Annotated in this window: 16 protein-coding genes and 1 pseudogene; 4 read left to right on the top strand and 13 right to left on the bottom strand. The window is 61.9% G+C overall.

The window, feature by feature from the left end; translation table 11 throughout:
- Positions 1–6: 6 nt before the first annotated feature.
- The 8 genes and pseudogenes from ABLV04_RS10150 to ABLV04_RS10115 form a co-directional block, all read right to left on the bottom strand.
- Positions 7–732, bottom strand: a complete 726-nt coding sequence (locus ABLV04_RS10150) for a polyphenol oxidase family protein (RefSeq protein WP_180265602.1) — start codon at positions 730–732, stop codon at positions 7–9.
- A 102-nt stretch (positions 733–834) separates the two neighbouring features.
- Positions 835–2,031: a 3-(3-hydroxy-phenyl)propionate transporter MhpT gene (mhpT, locus tag ABLV04_RS10145; protein ID WP_048297717.1), complete on the bottom strand. Its 1,197-nt coding sequence runs from the start codon at positions 2,029–2,031 to the stop codon at positions 835–837.
- Positions 2,032–2,102: 71 nt separating this feature from the next.
- Positions 2,103–3,119: a 4-hydroxy-2-oxovalerate aldolase gene (gene mhpE / locus ABLV04_RS10140; RefSeq protein ID WP_032453226.1), complete on the bottom strand. Its 1,017-nt coding sequence runs from the start codon at positions 3,117–3,119 to the stop codon at positions 2,103–2,105.
- The gene (mhpF, locus tag ABLV04_RS10135; RefSeq protein WP_032453227.1) at positions 3,116–4,066 is read right to left on the bottom strand and encodes an acetaldehyde dehydrogenase; all 951 of its coding nucleotides are present in this window, start codon (positions 4,064–4,066) and stop codon (positions 3,116–3,118) included. The genes mhpE and mhpF overlap by 4 nt, the downstream gene beginning before the upstream one ends.
- A complete protein-coding gene (mhpD, locus tag ABLV04_RS10130) occupies positions 4,059–4,865 on the bottom strand; it encodes a 2-keto-4-pentenoate hydratase (RefSeq protein ID WP_180265601.1) in 807 nt (268 codons plus the stop codon). The genes mhpF and mhpD overlap by 8 nt, the downstream gene beginning before the upstream one ends.
- 9 nt (positions 4,866–4,874) lie before the next feature.
- On the bottom strand, positions 4,875–5,741 hold the full coding sequence (gene mhpC, locus ABLV04_RS10125) for a 2-hydroxy-6-oxonona-2,4-dienedioate hydrolase (RefSeq protein WP_048297720.1): 867 nt from the start codon (positions 5,739–5,741) through the stop codon (positions 4,875–4,877).
- A 17-nt stretch (positions 5,742–5,758) separates the two neighbouring features.
- The gene (mhpB, locus tag ABLV04_RS10120) at positions 5,759–6,703 is read right to left on the bottom strand and encodes a 2,3-dihydroxyphenylpropionate/2,3-dihydroxicinnamic acid 1,2-dioxygenase (RefSeq protein WP_023290064.1); all 945 of its coding nucleotides are present in this window, start codon (positions 6,701–6,703) and stop codon (positions 5,759–5,761) included.
- Between the two features lies 1 nt (position 6,704).
- A pseudogene (locus ABLV04_RS10115) lies at positions 6,705–8,368 on the bottom strand (bifunctional 3-(3-hydroxy-phenyl)propionate/3-hydroxycinnamic acid hydroxylase).
- 177 nt (positions 8,369–8,545) lie between these two features.
- On the opposite strand from ABLV04_RS10115, the gene ABLV04_RS10110 reads away from it, so the two are divergent.
- Complete coding sequence (locus tag ABLV04_RS10110) at positions 8,546–9,358, top strand: DNA-binding transcriptional regulator (protein WP_023290066.1); 813 nt, start codon at positions 8,546–8,548, stop codon at positions 9,356–9,358.
- Between the two features lie 87 nt (positions 9,359–9,445).
- On the opposite strand, the gene ABLV04_RS10105 is transcribed toward ABLV04_RS10110, so the two are convergent.
- The 3 genes from ABLV04_RS10105 to ABLV04_RS10095 form a co-directional block, all read right to left on the bottom strand.
- The gene (locus ABLV04_RS10105) at positions 9,446–10,282 is read right to left on the bottom strand and encodes a shikimate dehydrogenase (RefSeq protein ID WP_032453232.1); all 837 of its coding nucleotides are present in this window, start codon (positions 10,280–10,282) and stop codon (positions 9,446–9,448) included.
- Positions 10,283–10,297: 15 nt separating this feature from the next.
- A complete protein-coding gene (locus ABLV04_RS10100; protein ID WP_023290068.1) occupies positions 10,298–11,620 on the bottom strand; it encodes an MFS transporter in 1,323 nt (440 codons plus the stop codon).
- Between the two features lie 71 nt (positions 11,621–11,691).
- Entirely contained in the window at positions 11,692–13,545 is a 1,854-nt protein-coding gene (locus ABLV04_RS10095; RefSeq protein ID WP_348815660.1) for a TIM barrel protein, read from the bottom strand.
- Positions 13,546–13,671: 126 nt separating this feature from the next.
- On the opposite strand from ABLV04_RS10095, the gene ABLV04_RS10090 reads away from it, so the two are divergent.
- On the top strand, positions 13,672–14,310 hold the full coding sequence (locus ABLV04_RS10090) for a TetR/AcrR family transcriptional regulator (RefSeq protein ID WP_348815659.1): 639 nt from the start codon (positions 13,672–13,674) through the stop codon (positions 14,308–14,310).
- 17 nt (positions 14,311–14,327) lie between these two features.
- Here the strand turns inward: ABLV04_RS10090 and fumD are convergent, their stop codons facing one another.
- Complete coding sequence (fumD, locus tag ABLV04_RS10085) at positions 14,328–14,540, bottom strand: fumarate hydratase FumD (RefSeq protein WP_004203074.1); 213 nt, start codon at positions 14,538–14,540, stop codon at positions 14,328–14,330.
- Positions 14,541–14,776: 236 nt separating this feature from the next.
- On the bottom strand, positions 14,777–14,908 hold the full coding sequence (locus ABLV04_RS10080) for a hypothetical protein (RefSeq protein ID WP_032428887.1): 132 nt from the start codon (positions 14,906–14,908) through the stop codon (positions 14,777–14,779).
- A 137-nt stretch (positions 14,909–15,045) separates the two neighbouring features.
- On the opposite strand from ABLV04_RS10080, the gene pykF reads away from it, so the two are divergent.
- Positions 15,046–16,458, top strand: coding sequence for a pyruvate kinase PykF (pykF, locus tag ABLV04_RS10075; protein ID WP_023290071.1), 1,413 nt, complete (start codon positions 15,046–15,048; stop codon positions 16,456–16,458).
- 313 nt (positions 16,459–16,771) lie between these two features.
- Entirely contained in the window at positions 16,772–17,008 is a 237-nt protein-coding gene (locus tag ABLV04_RS10070) for a major outer membrane lipoprotein (protein WP_002908860.1), read from the top strand.
- The last annotated feature ends 20 nt before the right edge of the window (positions 17,009–17,028 follow it).

Here is a 17,028-nt window from a genome sequence, read left to right as displayed (position 1 = left end):
CGCGACTCAGGCCTCACGCATGATCCACGAGTACTGAAAGCTCTTCGGCGCCGGAAAATGGGTCCGGCGCCGGTAGGAGCCCAGCGACTGCGGCGTGCAATAGGTGCAGCTCCCCAGCCATTCAACGCTCGTTGACGCCACCCCCGCCTCTGCGAAGATCGCTTCAGCGAAAGCGCGCAGATCAAACCACAGATTATCGCTGCCGCGCGCCGCGGCTTTGAGCGGATCGCTGACCGGACCAGAACGGGAATGGAACAGCCGCTGGCGGTGCCGGGCCACCCGGTCACCGCCGGGCTGGTCCAGCAGTTGCTGATAAAATCCGGCGGAGACTTCGTAACAGCAAGGGTGAATATGCGGCCCCACGGCGATGACCAGATCGGCCAGCGCCTCCCCCTGCTGGCGAAAAGTCGCCAGACTGTTGTCGATAATGCCGCTGGCCAGCCCCTGCCAGCCGGCATGCACGCTGCAGATGAAGCGACCGTCGCGCGAGGCGATCAGTATCGGCAGGCAGTCGGCGGTTACCACCCCCACCTTTTGCCCGGCGACGGCGGTAAACACCGCGTCGGCATGCGGGCGCGTCGGCAGCGGCTGCTGATAATGATGAACCTCATTGCCATGGACCAGCTTCACCGGCGCCATTTCGGCATAGGGAAAGGCGGCGGTTTCGTGGACATCCAGAAACGCGTGGCGGATGCCAGGGATAGCGTCGAGCAAGCGGGAGCGGTAAGCCATAGAGACGATAAGCGACAGAGAATGATGTCTTACCTTAGGCCAGGGCACGCGCAGAGGCAAGGCGGCGGCCCGGCATTTTTTCGCCGGACCGCCGGACAGGCTTCAGACAATGGCCGCGCGCTGCTGGCGATGCATCAGCCAGAACACCGCCACGCCGGCCAGCACAATGCCCGGCGCTGAGGCCGCCATCACCCCGACGGTGCCGGTGCCGAGGGCCAGCATCTTGCCGGCCAGCAGCGGACCGCTCATCGCCCCCAGGCGTCCCACCGCCACGGCGGTGCCGACCCCGGTAGCGCGGATCGCCGCGGGATAGAAGAGCGGCGCCAGCGCGTAGAGCACGCTCTGGCCGCCGGTGGCGAACAGCCCGGCGACAAACCCCGCCAGCAGCATCCCGCTCAGCGACGACGCGCTGCCCAGCGCCAGCAGCGACGCCAGAATGCCGCTGTATATCAGCAGCGACATGCGCAACGGAGTAAGCTTATCCATCAGCGCCCCCAGCAGCAGGGTGCCGCAGGCGGCGCCGATCTGCAGAGAGAACATCACCCCCGCCGCCTGGCTGGCGCTGAATCCCTGGCCTACCAGCAGCATCGGCAGCCAGTTGATCAGCATATAAACCACCAGCAGAGTGAAGAAATAGCCCAGCCACAGCAGCAGCGTGGCAGCGGCATGCCCCGGGGCAAACAGGGTGCGCAGCGGCACGCTGGTCTCCACGCGTTGAAACGCCTGCGATTCCGGCAGCCAGCGCATCAGCAGCGGGATCAGCAGCAGCGGAACCACGCCGCCAATCCAGAAGATGGTCTGCCAGGCCGCGGCAAGGCCAGAGAACCCCAGCGCCGCCGCCAGCGCGGCGCCAATGGGCACCCCGCAGTACATCAGGCTCACCGCCCGGCCGCGAAAACGCGGGCCAGCGGCTTCCGAGGTTAAGGCAATCAGGTTCGGCAATGCCGCCCCCAGCCCGACGCCGGTGAGCAGGCGCGCCAGCAGCAGCGTCGGGAAGCTCCAGGCCACCGCGGTGGCCAGCGAGAACAGGCCAAACAGCAGCACCGAGCCCAGCAGGATGCGTTTGCGCCCGTGGCGGTCCGCCAGCATGCCGCCCACCAGCGCGCCGGGCAGCAGGCCGAGGATCCCGGCGCTGAAGATCCAGCCCATCTGCATTTTATCCAGCGCAAAGGCCTGCGCCATGCCGACGGCGGCGATCCCCGCCGCCTGCAGATCCAGCCCCTCCATCAGGGCCACCATAAAACAGAGCCCGATGGTGACCACCAGGCGCGAGGAGTTTGCGGTCGTTATCTTGGTCATAGGGTACCTTTGCGATAGCCGGACAAGCGGAGCAGGTGATGGGCGGCTGATACATTGTCAGCCGCCCGTTGTTATTTTTGGCGGTTAAGCAGATCCAGCGCGACGTCGACGATCATATCCTCCTGGCCGCCGACCATCCGCCGTTTGCCCAGCTCGACGAGAATATCCACCGCGCTGAGGCCATAGCGCGCCGCCGCCGCTTCGCTGTGGCGCAGGAAGCTGGAGTAGACCCCGGCGTATCCCAGCGCCAGCGTTTCGCGGTCGACGCGCACCGGGCGGTCCTGCAGCGGCCGCACCAGCTCGTCGGCGGCATTCATCAGCGCGTAGAGGTCGGTGCCATGCCGCCAGCCGAGCTTGTCGGCGGCGGCAATAAATACCTCCAGCGGCGCATTGCCCGCCCCCGCCCCCATCCCGGCCAGGCTGGCGTCGATCCGGTCGCAGCCCTCTTCCACCGCGGCGATAGAGTTAGCCACCCCGAGGCTCAGGTTATGGTGGGCATGCATCCCGGTGGCGGTCTCCGGCTTCAGCACCGCCTTCAGCGCGCGGAAGCGATCGCGAATGTCGTTCATGTTCATCGCTCCGCCGGAATCCACAACGTAGATGCAGGTCGCCCCATAGGATTCCATCTTCAGCGCTTGCTGCGCCAGCGCCTGCGGGGAGATCATATGGCTCATCATCAGAAAACCGACGGTGTCCATCCCCAGCTCGCGGGCAAAGGCAATATGCTGCGCCGCGACGTCCGCTTCGCTGCAGTGGGTGGCGACCCGCACCACCCGCGCCCCGGCCTGATACGCGGCTTTCAGGTCGTGCAGGGTGCCGATGCCCGGCAGCAGCAAGGTGGCGATTTTCGCCTGGCTGACCGCCTCCGCCGCCGCTTCAATCCAGGCGATATCGCTGTGGGCGCCAAAGCCGTAGTTGAAGCTCGATCCCTGTAGCCCATCGCCGTGGGCGACTTCGATGGAGTCCACCCCCGCCTTATCCAGCGCGCCGGCAATCTGCTGCACCTGCGCCAGGGAATACTGGTGACGAATCGCATGCATACCATCGCGCAGCGTCACATCCGAAATGTAGAGTTTTTTACCGTTCATGCTGTCGCTCCCGCCGCGCTGTTCATTGCCCCGGCCATTTTCTCCGCCGTCGCCAGCGCCGCCGAGGTCATAATATCGAGGTTGCCGGCGTACGCCGGCAGATAGTGCGCCGCCCCTTCCACTTCGAGGTAAACCGCGGTTTTCAGTCCGGAAAAACGGCCCACGCCGGGCAGGTTGACCGGATTATCCTCGGGGATAACCTCAAACTGCACCTGCTGCTTCAGCCGGTAGCCAGGCACGTAAGCCTGCACCGCAGCCGCCATCTCGGCGATCGAGGCGGCAATCGCCTCCTGGGACGCCATCTCGCTCAGCACATACACGGTATCGCGCATCATCAGCGGCGGCTCCGCCGGGTTCAGCACGATAATCGCCTTGCCCTTGCCCGCGCCGCCGACCTTTTCAATCGCCTGCGAGGTGGTTTCAGTGAATTCGTCAATATTCGCTCGCGTCCCCGGCCCGGCGGATTGACTGGCGATGGAGGCCACGATCTCCGCGTAATGCACCTTCGCCACCCGCGAGACCGCGGCGACCATCGGGATGGTGGCCTGCCCGCCGCAGGTCACCATATTGACGTTGCCCTGGTGGAGATTGGCCTCAAGGTTGACCACCGGCACGCAGTACGGGCCAATCGCCGCCGGCGTCAGGTCGATGACGCGGATCCCTGGCTTCGCTTCGCGCAGCGCGGCATCGTTTTTGACGTGCGCGCCGGCGCTGGTGGCGTCGAAGACAAAGTCGATATCGGCAAACTCCGCCATCTGCATCAGGCCGCCGACCCCTTCGTGGGTGGTCGCGACGCCCATGCGCCGGGCGCGGGCCAGGCCATCCGACTGCGGATCGATGCCGACCATCACCGCCATCTCCAGTTGCTGGCCGTGGCGCAGAATTTTAATCATTAAATCGGTGCCGATATTGCCGGAGCCGATAATGGCGACTTTACGTTTACGCATCACGATGTCCTTCTCCGGCGGCGACGAAGCGTGCCGCGACTGAGCCAATACCTTCAATATGGGCGACAAAGCTGTCCCCCTCGTTAATCGCCACCATCGGGCCTAACGCCCCGGTCAGCACGATATCCCCCGCCCGCAGCGGTTCGCCGAGGCTGGCCATCTTGCGCGCCAGCCACACCGCGGCGTTCAGCGGATGCCCCAGGCACTCGCTGCCCCGGCCGCTGGAGACCAGCTCCTGGTTGCGGGTCATCTCCATGGCGCACGCTTTCAGATCCAGACCCGCCGGTCGCTGCGCCGGGCCGCCGATGACGTACAGGCCGCAGGAGGCGTTATCGGCGACGGTGTCGACAAAGCCGATTGACCAGTCGCGAATGCGGCTGCCCACCACCTCCAGCGCCGGCAGCACCCATTCGATGGCGTTATACAGCTCATCAAAAGTGGTATCGGCATGGGGCAGATCATGTTTCAGCACCAGGGCGATCTCGGCCTCCACCTTGGGCTGCAGCACGCGGCCAAACGGCACATCGGCGTTGTCGCCGTAGCACATGTCGGCAAACAGGGTGCCGAAATCCGGCTGGTTGACCCCCAGCTGCTGCTGCACTTTGGGATGGGTCAGGCCCACCTTGCGGCCCACCACCCGTCGGCCATGGGCCACATGGTGCTGCACGTTCAGGCGCTGGATAGCGTAGGCGGCGTCGGCGTTGTCGACGCCGAGGATATCGCGCAGCGGGGCGATCGCCTGGCCGGTTCGTTCGGCGTCGCGCAACTGTTGCGCCAGCGCGTCAAGAGAAATAGTCATCATCACTCCTTAAGCCCGTGCGAGGAAATTGAGCACCAGCTGATTAAAACTGTCGGCATGTTCCCACTGCGCCCAGTGGCCGCAGTCGCGGTAAATATGCAGCTCAGAGCCGGCGATCCCGGCGAGCAGGCGTAGTCCGGCGTCCATCGGCACGAAGCGGTCATTGCGTCCCCAGACGATGAGAGTTTGCGCAGCGATCTCGCCGAGCCGCGGGCCAAAGTCAGGGAATTGTTTCGGGTTGGCTTCGAGGCTCTTGACGAAGTTGTCCAGATGGTCGCGGCGCGACAGCATATTGTTCAGCCGCGCCTCGAACAGCGCGTCGGTGAGGTCACGGGTGTCGAAGACGAAAATGCTCATCATCTTCTTCAGGTTTTCAATGGTCGGCTCGCGGTACAGGGCGTTCAGCAGTTTGATGCCCTCCGTCGGCATCGGCGTAAACAGGCTCATGCCGCCGGTTCCCCCGCCCATCAGCACCAGCTTCGCCACCCGCTCCGGCCAGCTCAGGGTGAAGGCCACCGCGCTGTGACCGCCCATCGAGTTGCCCAGCAGATGGACTTTATCGATCCCCAGCTGATCGACCACGCTTTTCAAAATGCGGGCGTTGAGATCCGAACGCGAACCGCTGTTGACGATCGAATCGCTCTTCCCCCACCCCGGACAGTCCAGGAGCAGCACGCGATAGCCCGCCTCGACCAGCGGGTCAATGTTGCGGCTGAAGTTGGCCCAGCCGGTGGCCCCCGGCCCGGAGCCGTGCAGCATCACCACGGTCTCTTCCCCGTCGCCGCAGTCATTGATATGGATGCGCAGCGTGCGGCCTCCCTCGTCGACGTTGAGGAATCGGCTGGTGGCGTCTTCGGTTTGCGGTTGATAGCTCATGTTAGTCTCCCGGTTAATCAAATCTCGGTGGTGGCGCTCAGCGAGCCGAATCCGGCGATCCACTCGGGGATCGGCCGGTAATAGCGGCCTTCGCTGCGCCAGCGGCCAAAAGCGGATAGCGCGGCAAAGGCGGCCACCCAGGTCTTAATTTCGTGCGTCGATTTGCCGGCCATCGCCGACAGCTCGTCGTTGCCGATCGCGTCCAGTTCGCTCAGCCGCCCCTGCTCCAGCAGGCTCATAAAGCGGTTGTCCCAGACCGGGTTGAGGGGATGGAGCGAGCGCTGGTCTTCGGTAAACCGTCGGGCGGCGCTGATCACCCGCTGCTGGCGCAGCTCGCGTTCGTCCGGCGGCAGCTGTTTGCCGCTGCCGAGCAGGCGGTCGCGCAGATGGGCGTCCGCCTTCGCCAGCTCCGGCACCGGCGGCTGGTGCGAAAGCCCGCCAGAGCCGAGGATCAGCACCCGCTTATTGAGGGTGTTGAGGAAGCGGCCCATCGCCTCGCCCAGCAGCCGGGTGCGTTGAAACCCCGGCAGCGGCGCGGCGACGCCGTTAATAAACACCGGCAGCACCGGCAGGCGATCCAGCCCACCCAGCAAAAACTCCAGCGGCTGGGCGAAGCCATGGTCCACCTGCATGTTGTACGACACCGCCAGGTCGATACCGCTGTTGATCACGGCGTGGGCGCAGGCTTCCGCCAGCTCGGTGGGCACCGGCAGGTCGCCGGCGGCGCTGGCGAAGTCGCCGATGGCGGTGGCGCCGACGCCCAGGCAGAACGGCGGCATCACGTCATAGAAAAAACCGTTGTAGTGATCGGGGGCGAAGAGCACCACCAGCTCGGGATCGAATTCAGCGATCCGCCGCCGGGCGTCGGCAATCACCCCGTTCACCTCATCGAGGACCGCCTGCTCCGGGTCAACGAATCCCACCAGCGGGGTGTGCGACAGGCAGTGTAAATAGGCATGCATATCAGGCCACCTTCTCTTCAGCGTGGCCGGTAACCCGGCCGCAAGGGTCATTTTTTCCGCCAGGGCGGTCAGCTGCGCGCCGAGGGTTTGCGGGATAGCGAGAGCGGCGACAAAGCGGTCCGGCCTGACCACGGCGATGGCTGTGTTATGTTGCGCAAACCAGCTCTTCAGACGGTTTTGCTTATCCCCCACCCGCAGCGTGCCCGGGGCGTTATCCTGCTCGCGATGGATCTGCACCTCCGGCACGACCTGGATAAAGCGCACCCCTATCGCGCGCCAGCGGGCGATCTGCCCGGCGTCGAGCCCCCACTGCGGGTTGCAGCCCCAGCCGATAATGGCGAAATTCGCTCCGATAACCTCATCGAGCAGGAGACTCTCGCCGTTCTCCAGCGTCACCTGCGGTTGAATAAACATTTTGCCCACCGGCGAGGCTTTGCCTGCGCCGTCGGTCAGCAGCGCCCCTTCGCGATACTGCGGCATCGGCTTAAAGCGCATTTCGAGGAAGTAACGTTTCACCGGCGGCAGGTAGTTCAGCAGCCAGGAGAGGCCATCGCGCGCCGCGCCCTGCCAGCGCTTCGGCGGCGCCAGCACGTGACCGGCGGTGACCGACAGGTCAATCATCGCCTTCGCGTGGTCGCGACGCTCCTGCTGGTAGCTGTCAAGCAGCGCCTCTCCCGCTTTGCCGTTGACCACCAGCGCCAGCTTCCACGCCAGGTTGAAGGCGTCACGCATGCCGCTGTTGTATCCCTGGCCCTGCCAGACCGGCATGATGTGCGCGGCGTCGCCGGCCAGCAGCACCCGGTCAATGCGAAAGCGCTCGGCAAGGCGCGCGTTATGGGTGTAGACCCGCTGGCGGATCAGCTCGACGCGATCCGGGTCCGGCAGCACTTTGCTCAGCAGACGGCGCATATTGTGCGGCTCGCTGAGCTGGGCTTCGGTTTCCCCGGGCATCACCATAAATTCAAAGCGGCGCACGCCGTGGGGCAGCGCGGCGGAAACGTAGGGCCGCACCGGGTCGCAGCACAGGTAGACGTGCGGGGTGGCCAGCGGATCGTTGGCGATATCGATGACGATCCACTGGTTCGGCGCGGTCTTGCCTTCGAAAGGGACGTTCAGCGTGCGGCGAATAAAGCTGGCGCCGCCGTCGCAGGCCACCAGCCAGTCAGCGCGCACTGTCTCCCGCTCGCCGTCCGGTCCTTTGATATTTAACGTGACACTGTCACTGCTCTGGCTAAAGGCTTCCACCTCGCGGGAGAAGAGGCAACGGACCTGCGGGAAACGCTGCAGGCCGTGATACATCACCGCATCCACCTGCGGCTGAATAAAGGCATTGCGCCGCGACCAGCCAAACTCATCGGTCATCGGCTGGATGTCGGCAAAGCAGCGGCCCTTCGGGGTCAGAAAGCGCATGGCGTGCCACGGCGTGGTGTGCGGCAGCACGTCATCCACCAGCCCCACCGCCTGCATCGCCCGCAGCGATTCATCGTCAATACCGATGGCCCGCGGGTAATCGATCAGTTTGTCGAGCTTTTCCACCAGCAGCACGCTGATGCCCATCTGGCCAAGGTAGTTGGCCATCATCAGGCCTACCGGACCGGCGCCGGCAATGGCGACCTGGGCGGTATGCTGCACGGCGGGTTGAATATCGGGTGTAGATGTTGTCATTCTTAGCGACCTCACGACTCGGAAACTGCCCGGCTGACAGGCAATTTGTTAATCATGTGTAAACGTATTTTTATAATGGGCTGAGTATAGGGCGGGTGTTTTCGGCTACAATCAAAACATCGCTGAATGTGCACCAGGTGCACATCGCTGTTTATAAAGGATTTTAAGGAAGGATTTATGCGTGATGATGGGGCCACTGAGTACAAAACGGTGCGCGGATTAAGCCGGGGTTTATTGTTATTAAAATTGTTAAATAAATTCGACGGCGGCGCGACGCCCGGCCTGCTGGCGGAGTTTAGCGGCCTGCATCGCACCACCGTGCGCCGGCTGCTGGAGACGCTGCAGGAGGAAGGTTTTGTCCGCCGCAGCCGCTCCGATGACAGCTTTCGTCTGACCATTAACGTCCGCCAGCTGAGCGACGGATTTCGTGACGAACATTGGATTTCTGCCCTCGCCACGCCGCTGCTCGGGGAACTGCTGCGCGAGGTCCAGTGGCCGACGGATATCACCACCCTCGACGTCGACGCCATGGTGGTGCGCGAAACCACCCACCGCTTCAGTCGGCTGTCGTTTCACCGGGCGATGGTCGGACGGCGACTGCCGCTGCTGCTCACCGCCTCCGGTCTGACGTGGCTGGCCTTTGCCCCCGACGCGGAGCGCGACGCCATTCTCAGCATGCTGGCCGCCCGTCCGGAAGCGGAATATCAGCTGGCTCGCGAACCGGAACGGCTGGCGGCGATCCTCGCCCGCACCCGCCAGAACGGCTATGGCGAAAATTTCCGCGGCTGGCGGCAGGAGGAGAAAATCGCCTCTATCGCTGTGCCGGTCTGCAGCCAGCAGCGGGTCATCGGCTGCCTCAACCTGGTCTATATCGCCAGCGCCATGACCATTGAGCAGGCGGCGCAGAAGCATCTCTCCGCGCTGCAGAGGGTGGCGGGCCAGATAGAAGCCCGCATGGAGGATGAAGAAGTGTGGTACGAAATGCCCTGAACGTCCGCTGGCGTGTGAGAAACCGCCTGCAGATAACGTGATGATAAACCCGGCCACACTGCGCGGTGCGGCCGGAGGGGCGTCGCGTCAGTAGCGAATTTCCGCCAGCGCCCGCAGCTGTTCGGGGGTGGCTACCGGCAGGTCGAAAAAGCGCAGATAGGCAGGGATCATTTCAAACAGCATGTCGGTCCCGCGCTGGATGTGGCACTGTCGCGCCTGGGCGGCTCTCAGCAGCGGAGTATACTCCTGGGTCATCACCACCTCCCCCACCCAGGTGCCTGGCGCCAGACGGTCAACGTCCAGCGGCAGCGGATCGCTGACCTTCATCCCCAGCGGCGTGGCGTTGACCACCAGTTCGTGTCCGGCAGGATCGTGCTGCATCAGAGTGATATCGAGCTGGGGATAGTGCTGATGCAGCCGTCCAGCGAGAGCGTGCGCCACCTCGGGACGGGTATCGTACAGGGTCAGGGCGCTGACCCCTGCAGCCGCAAGGGAGGCGGCGATAGCCGACCCCACCCCGCCGCTGCCGACCACCAGCGCCCGCGTCCCCTCAGGCTGAAATCCCTTACGGCGCAGGCCCAGCACAAAGCCGTCGCCATCGAACATGTCCCCGGAGAGGCTGCCGTCCGCCTCGCGACGGATGGCGTTGCAGGCGCCGGCGATAGCCGCCGTCGGGCTCAGGCGTTGCACCAGATCGCAGGTGGCGATTTTATGCGGCATCGTCACCAGCGCGCCGATGATATTGGTCATCGTAAACAGCGGCGGAATAAACGCGGCATAGTCCTCCGGCCTGACGCCCATTGGCACCACCTTCACGTCCACCTGCTGGTCGACAAACCACGGGTTGTAGATCATCGGCGCCTTAAAACTGGCGGTCGGATAGCCAAGATGCGCTATCAGCCGCGTATTCCCACTAATCACCATGCCTTGCTCCTTTGCTTACTGCGATAACTCGATACGTTTGACGTCGCCGAGGATAAACAGATAGGCCGCCACGCCCAGCAGCGCGGCGCCGCCGATGTAGATCAACGCGTAGAAGAAATTGCCGAACCCGGCGACGATAAAGCCGATCACCAATGGGGTGAGGATACCCGCGAGGTTGGCGCAAAAGTTGAACAGGCCGCCGGTGAGCCCGCCCAGCCCCTTCGGGGCGATGTCGGAGATCAGCGTCCAGCCGAGGCCCACCATCCCCTGGCCAAAAAAGGCAAACGACATCACCAGGATCACCGCCAGGTCGCTCTGCAGCCAGTTGGCGGAGATGATGCAGCTGGCCATCAGCAGGCCGGCGACGATCGGCAGCTTACGCCCCAGATTGGCCGACCCGGTGGCTTTAAGCAGCTTGTCGGAGATCCAGCCGCCAAACATCACCCCGCCGGCGGCGGCGACAAACGGCAGGATGGAAAAGAAACCGACCTTCAGCCACGGCATATGGCGTTCGGTGGCCAGCCAGGTGGGAAACCAGGTAAGAAAGAATACCAGCACCGTGTTGCCGGCAAACTGGCCGATACTGGCGCCGATGATCTGACGTTTGCTGAGCAGCTGGCGGACCAGCGGCCAGCTGAACGCCACCTGCTGGTCGGCTGGGGCGCTCAGGCCGCCGCCGTTTTCGATATGCTCGCGCTCCTGCTGGCTGAGACGAGGGTCTTCATGCGGTTCGCGGTAGCAGCGCCACCACACCAGGGCGAACAGAATGCCGACCACGCCGACGCTGACGAACAGCACCCGCCAGCCGAAGCCGTCCATGATCCAGAACAGCAGCGGGGCAAAGCAGGCCAGCCCGAGGTATTCCCCCACGGTGTACACCGCCGTGGCCTTCGCGCGCTCCTGCTGCGGGAACCAGGCGCTGACCACCCGGCTGTTCACCGGAAAGCACGGCGCTTCGCTGACGCCAAGCCCGAAGCGGCACAGCAGCAGCGTCTTCAGCCCCACCGCCATGCCGTGGAACAGGGTAAACAGCGACCACAGGGTCAGCGACAGAAAATAGGTCACTTTGTTGCCAAAACGGTCGAGAAACAGCCCGCCGGGGATCTGCGCCAGAGCGTAGGTCCAGGCGAAAGCGGAGAAGAGGATCCCCATGAGCGCAGGGTCGATCCCCAGCTCACCGGTCAGCTTTGGGGCGGCGATCCCCAGCACGGTGCGATCGAGGTAGTTGATCATGGTGCCGATGGCCAGCAGCGCAAGAATGCCGATGCGCCGCCGGGAGCGGCGCGCGGTGACGGCTGGCTGGGCGGCGGCCGTCGGGTTAGGGCTATATGAGCTCATAGTCGGTTCCTGTCTCGGGTACAGAGGGTGTTGTTATTGTGTTTCAGGCATAATGAACCATTTGATTCAGGCTAACAATACTGCATCGCCGCCAGACGGACGGCCGCATTCGCCGCGCCATAGAGCGCGTAGCCTGCCCGTCGTTCGGTTAATTCAAAGAAGAAGCGCCCGGCGATGAAGGGCCGGGTATACAGATGCAGGAACGCTCCGCCCTGCGGATCGCGGTCGTAGAGGAGCTGCCGCCGCTGGAGCTGCCCGGCGTCCAGCTCGCCGCCAAAGCGCGCCAGCAGATCGTCATAGTAATTGGCCGGGATCGGCAGCGCATGATCGGCAACCGCGGCGAGCTGGTCGCAGGTGGCCGGCAGATCGCGGCAGGCAAAGGCGGCATGCTGCAGCCCCGTCCCCTGGTAGCAGGCGACCGAGCGGGCGATCTGCGTCGCCCGGCTCTGGGAGATATTCAGCGCCAGGCGGATCTCCCCCTGCGGGCTGCGCACCACCAGACTACGCACCAGTCCATAGGGATCCGGCAGCGTCTGCTCATGTTCGAGCGTAAAACCAAACACCGTGCGGAAGAACATCACCCAGTTGTCGCGGCTGTCGGCTTCCATCCCCAGCGCCAGATGGTCGATGCCGAGGTAATCTTCGCGCACCGTCACGCCATCGCGCAGGAGAAAGTCGCGCTCGTAGATCGCCTCCCCGGCGTCGATGAGATAGACCAGGCTGCCGTCAGGGGCGCAGATCGCCGGGATCGGCGTTTCGTTCGGCCCGGCGTCGCCCTGCCAGGTGGCATACCCCAGCGCGCGGGCGCGAGCGACAATCGGCGCGCTGCTGTCGACCCGCAGCGCCATCGCGCAGAGCGATACCCCGTGGCGTTGATAAAAGTGATCGGCCCAGCTGTGCGGCTGATGGTTTATCACGATCCGCGCCCCGCCGTTGCGCCACAGCGTGACCTGTTTGGAGCGGTGGCTTCCCTCGTGCTGAAAACCCAGCGCCTGCAGGTGCTGCCCCAGGCGCTGCGCCTCGGCGACTCTGGCGGCGAATTCGATAAACTCCAGCCCGTGACAGACCGGCGGTGGCGGCGGTGAAAACAGATCGGCATCGCACGCCGGGAGCCGGCGACGAGTCTGCTCCTCCAGCCACAGCAGCGAACGATAGCCATCTTTGGCCGTCGCGCCGTTCGGCGAGGCGCGAAAACCGTCATTAAAGATCTCCAGCGACCAGGGGCCGCGATAGCCGCAGCGGGTGATCTGCTCGGCAAACGCCTCCAGCGGCAGCTCCCCCTGCCCGGGGAAGCAGCGGAAATGGCGACTCCACTCCAGGAGATCCATTTTCATATACGGCGCATCGGCGAGCTGAACGAAGGTGATTTTCTCCACCGGCACCGATGGCAGCGCGTCGAGGGTGTCGCCCCGGGCCAGGATATGGAAGCTGTCGAGCACCAGGCCCAGCGCCGGGCTGTCCACCCGCTGCACCCGCTCCCAGGCCTGCTGCCAGCGGTTCACATGGGTTCCCCAGGCCAGCGCCTCATAGCCGATAGCGATCCCCTCCTCTTCCGCCAGCGTGGCCAGCGCCCGCAGGTCCGCCACCTGCAGTTCGCTATCCGCCGAGCAGTCCGGCTGCACATTGCTGCACAGCAGCAGCGTGTCGCAGCCCAGCTCGCGCATCAGCGCAAATTTGCGTCTGGCGCGGGCCATATTGGCCGCAAACTGCGCCCGGCTGGCGCCTTCAAAATCGCGAAAGGGTTGAAAAAGCGTGATTTTTAACCCTAAATCGGCGGCCAGCTGGCGGATTTCCGCCGGCGTCCCCGTATAATAGAGCAGATCGTTCTCGAAAATTTCCACACCCTGATACCCCGCCGCCGCAATAGCGTGCAGCTTCTCTGGCAGGGTGCCGGAAATCGAAACGGTGGCGATAGAGCGCAGCATAAGGTCCTCGGGTCAACAGCTGACGTGAGCCTTGAATATGTATCATTTGGTTCATTTGCGCCATACCAGGTTGCTAAATTGTGATCATTATGTGTATTTTTTGTCACCCAAGAAAAAGGAGTTGCCATGACCGCCGTTGCTCATGATGAAGCACAATCGCTGAAGGAGCGGATCTTCAGCGCCGCTATCGCCGTCTTTGCCGAACACGGGCTGTCAGGCGCCCGCATGGAGCAGATCGCCACCGAGGCGCAGACCACCAAGCGCATGGTGGTCTACTACTTCAAAAGCAAAGAGCAGCTCTATCAGGAGGTGCTGCAGAATGTGTATGCGCGGATCCGCGAAACCGAGCAGCAGCTGGGGCTGGAGAATGTGCCGCCGGTAGAGGCACTGGTGCGGCTGGTGCGCTGGAGCGTGCGCTATCACGCCACCCACGCGGACTATATGCGGGTGATTTGCATGGAGAACATGCAGCGCGGCAAGTGGCTGAAGACCTCGGGAGAGCTGAAGCCGCTGAATCGTACCGCCCTGTCGATTCTGGAAGACATTTTGCAGCGCGGCCAGCAGCAGGGGGTCTTTCAGGCGGGGCTGGAAGCGCGCGATGTGCACCGGTTAATCAGCAGCTTTAGCTTTTATCAGGTGTCGAATTTCTACACCTTCAGCAGTCTGTACCTTGACGATCCGCTGCCCGCCATTGACGATGAAGCGATGGTGGCCCACCACTGCGACATTGCCGTCCGGGCGGTGGTCCGCTTCGTGATTTCCTGACCCGCCGGCGAAAGGCGTCAGTGTCCGGAGAGGGCGTGAATGACCTTCGCCATTGCCTCCTCGGTGAGCGGTGAACGCTGGATTTTGCTGTTCGCCAGCGAGGTGCGCAGCACGCCGGCGATGACAATGTGTTTCGGCTCCTGGCCAAGGTCACGCATCTCCAGCACCACTTTGCCCACCACGCGGCACATTTCCTGGTACAGCTCGTCGTCTTTCGCTTTATTTCCCATTGAGTCTGGCTCGCATTTTCTCATTATCAATCAAATCATTATTGATAGATTTTTCCGGCAACGCAAATCATCCTCCCGTTACCGGGTCAATGGCGCATTTTACCGCCTCATGACGGGAGAAAATTCCCTTTCCGCCGCCCCTTTTCATCCCGCCTGTTGAAAAAATGTGTTGCATAGTTTTATGCATAACGTGCCGGTTTTGTTACGCGTTTTGTCCATAATTTGAAACGAGGTTTTTATTTTCCTTTTTGATTTCGCCAGCGTATAATGCGCTTCGATTCTTTCTTGAATGGTTTCAGCGCATTGGACTGCATGATAAAACGCATAACACCTTGCCACATTTCATGGGCTGAACCGCCAGCACACATTCTTCTGCACGCTTCGGGGTTGTCACCTATCCTTAGGGCGTGGCTTAGCAACTTTCGTAATACAGGTTTGGCTCCCCGGCAGTGCGCCCGCGGAGCGAGAATTCCATATCCTTCACAACTTAAAGACTAAAACTGTCATGAAAAAGACCAAAATTGTTTGCACCATCGGTCCGAAAACCGAATCTGAAGAGATGCTGACCAAAATGCTGGAAGCCGGCATGAACGTGATGCGTCTGAACTTCTCCCACGGTGACTATGCGGAACACGGTCAGCGCATCCAGAACCTGCGCAATGTGATGAGCAAAACCGGTAAGAAAGCCGCTATTCTGCTGGACACCAAAGGACCGGAAATTCGTACCATCAAGCTGGAAGGCGGCAACGACGTCTCCCTGAAAGCGGGCCAGACTTTCACCTTCACCACCGATAAATCGGTCATCGGCAACAGCGAAATCGTTGCGGTAACCTATGAAGGCTTCACCTCCGACCTGAGCGTCGGCAACACCGTTCTGGTGGACGATGGCCTGATCGGCATGGAAGTGACCGCTATCGAAGGCAACAAAGTTATCTGTAAAGTGCTGAACAACGGCGACCTTGGCGAGAACAAAGGCGTGAACCTGCCGGGCGTCTCTATCGCCCTGCCGGCGCTGGCGGAAAAAGACAAACAGGACCTGATCTTCGGTTGCGAACAGGGCGTGGACTTCGTCGCGGCCTCTTTCATCCGTAAGCGTTCCGACGTCGTCGAGATCCGTGAGCACCTGAAAGCCCACGGCGGCGAAAACATCCAGATCATCTCCAAAATCGAAAACCAGGAAGGCCTGAACAACTTCGACGAAATCCTCGAAGCCTCTGACGGCATCATGGTTGCTCGTGGCGACATGGGCGTTGAGATCCCGGTTGAAGAAGTTATCTTCGCGCAGAAAATGATCATCGAAAAATGTATCCGCGCGCGCAAAGTGGTTATCACCGCGACCCAGATGCTGGACTCCATGATCAAAAACCCACGTCCGACCCGCGCTGAAGCCGGCGACGTGGCCAACGCCATCCTCGACGGCACCGATGCGGTAATGCTGTCCGGCGAATCGGCGAAAGGTAAATACCCGCTGGAAGCGGTCACCATCATGGCGACCATCTGCGAACGTACCGACCGCGTCATGACCAGCCGTCTGGATTTCAACAACGACAACCGTAAACTGCGCATCACCGAAGCGGTGTGCCGCGGCGCGGTAGAAACCGCTGAGAAACTGGAAGCGCCGCTGATCGTGGTCGCCACCCAGGGCGGTAAATCCGCACGCGCTGTGCGCAAATACTTCCCGGATGCCACCATCCTGGCGCTGACCACCAACGAAACCACTGCTCGCCAGCTGGTGCTGAGCAAGGGCGTTGTGCCGCAGCTGGTGGAAGAGATTGCCTCTACGGATGATTTCTATCACCTGGGTAAAGATCTGGCGCTGAAGAGCGGCCTCGCGCGCAAAGGCGACGTGGTGGTGATGGTCTCTGGCGCATTAGTCCCGAGCGGCACCACTAATACCGCTTCCGTGCACGTGCTGTAATAATTTACAGGTTAATTGGTTTTTTTTTAATAAAGCGCCTCTCGGGGCGCTTTTTTTTATTCATCGACTAGCTCTTCCTATTAAAAATGCAAATCGGAATTTACTATTTAATAAGAGATTATCTAAGATGAATCCGATGGAAGCGCGCTGTTTTCACTCGCCTTTTTCAGCGATTTTGACCAATTCGATGCTTCTTTGAGCGAACGATCAAAAATAAGTGCGTTCAGGTAAAAAAAATATTCTCATCCCAAAAAAGTTTGTGTAATACTTGTAACGCTACATGGAGATTAACTCAATCTAGAGGGTATTAATAATGAATCGTACTAAACTGGTACTGGGCGCGGTAATCCTGGGTTCTACTCTGCTGGCTGGTTGCTCCAGCAATGCTAAAATCGATCAGCTGTCTTCTGACGTTCAGACTCTGAACGCTAAAGTTGACCAGCTGAGCAACGACGTGAACGCAATGCGTTCCGACGTTCAGGCTGCTAAAGACGACGCAGCTCGCGCTAACCAGCGTCTGGACAACCAGGCTCACTCTTACCGTAAGTAAGAGTTCTGGTAATAAAAATG

The organism is Klebsiella sp. JN_Kp127, from assembly GCF_040062505.1.
Taxonomy (GTDB): Bacteria; Pseudomonadota; Gammaproteobacteria; order Enterobacterales; family Enterobacteriaceae; genus Klebsiella; species Klebsiella quasipneumoniae.
This window is presented reverse-complemented; position numbering and strand designations above follow the sequence as displayed.

Coding starts and splice junctions, on each gene's coding strand:
- ABLV04_RS10100 (WP_023290068.1), bottom strand. CDS start 11,620: ATGAGCTCATATAGCCCTAACCCGACGGCCGCCGCCCAGCCAGCCGTC.
- ABLV04_RS10090 (WP_348815659.1), top strand. CDS start 13,672: ATGACCGCCGTTGCTCATGATGAAGCACAATCGCTGAAGGAGCGGATC.
- ABLV04_RS10105 (WP_032453232.1), bottom strand. CDS start 10,282: ATGGTGATTAGTGGGAATACGCGGCTGATAGCGCATCTTGGCTATCCG.
- ABLV04_RS10070 (WP_002908860.1), top strand. CDS start 16,772: ATGAATCGTACTAAACTGGTACTGGGCGCGGTAATCCTGGGTTCTACT.
- pykF (WP_023290071.1), top strand. CDS start 15,046: ATGAAAAAGACCAAAATTGTTTGCACCATCGGTCCGAAAACCGAATCT.
- ABLV04_RS10080 (WP_032428887.1), bottom strand. CDS start 14,908: ATGTGTGCTGGCGGTTCAGCCCATGAAATGTGGCAAGGTGTTATGCGT.
- fumD (WP_004203074.1), bottom strand. CDS start 14,540: ATGGGAAATAAAGCGAAAGACGACGAGCTGTACCAGGAAATGTGCCGC.
- mhpB (WP_023290064.1), bottom strand. CDS start 6,703: ATGCATGCCTATTTACACTGCCTGTCGCACACCCCGCTGGTGGGATTC.
- mhpD (WP_180265601.1), bottom strand. CDS start 4,865: ATGACTATTTCTCTTGACGCGCTGGCGCAACAGTTGCGCGACGCCGAA.
- ABLV04_RS10110 (WP_023290066.1), top strand. CDS start 8,546: ATGCGTGATGATGGGGCCACTGAGTACAAAACGGTGCGCGGATTAAGC.
- mhpE (WP_032453226.1), bottom strand. CDS start 3,119: ATGAACGGTAAAAAACTCTACATTTCGGATGTGACGCTGCGCGATGGT.
- mhpC (WP_048297720.1), bottom strand. CDS start 5,741: ATGAGCTATCAACCGCAAACCGAAGACGCCACCAGCCGATTCCTCAAC.
- ABLV04_RS10150 (WP_180265602.1), bottom strand. CDS start 732: ATGGCTTACCGCTCCCGCTTGCTCGACGCTATCCCTGGCATCCGCCAC.
- mhpF (WP_032453227.1), bottom strand. CDS start 4,066: ATGCGTAAACGTAAAGTCGCCATTATCGGCTCCGGCAATATCGGCACC.
- mhpT (WP_048297717.1), bottom strand. CDS start 2,031: ATGACCAAGATAACGACCGCAAACTCCTCGCGCCTGGTGGTCACCATC.
- ABLV04_RS10095 (WP_348815660.1), bottom strand. CDS start 13,545: ATGCTGCGCTCTATCGCCACCGTTTCGATTTCCGGCACCCTGCCAGAG.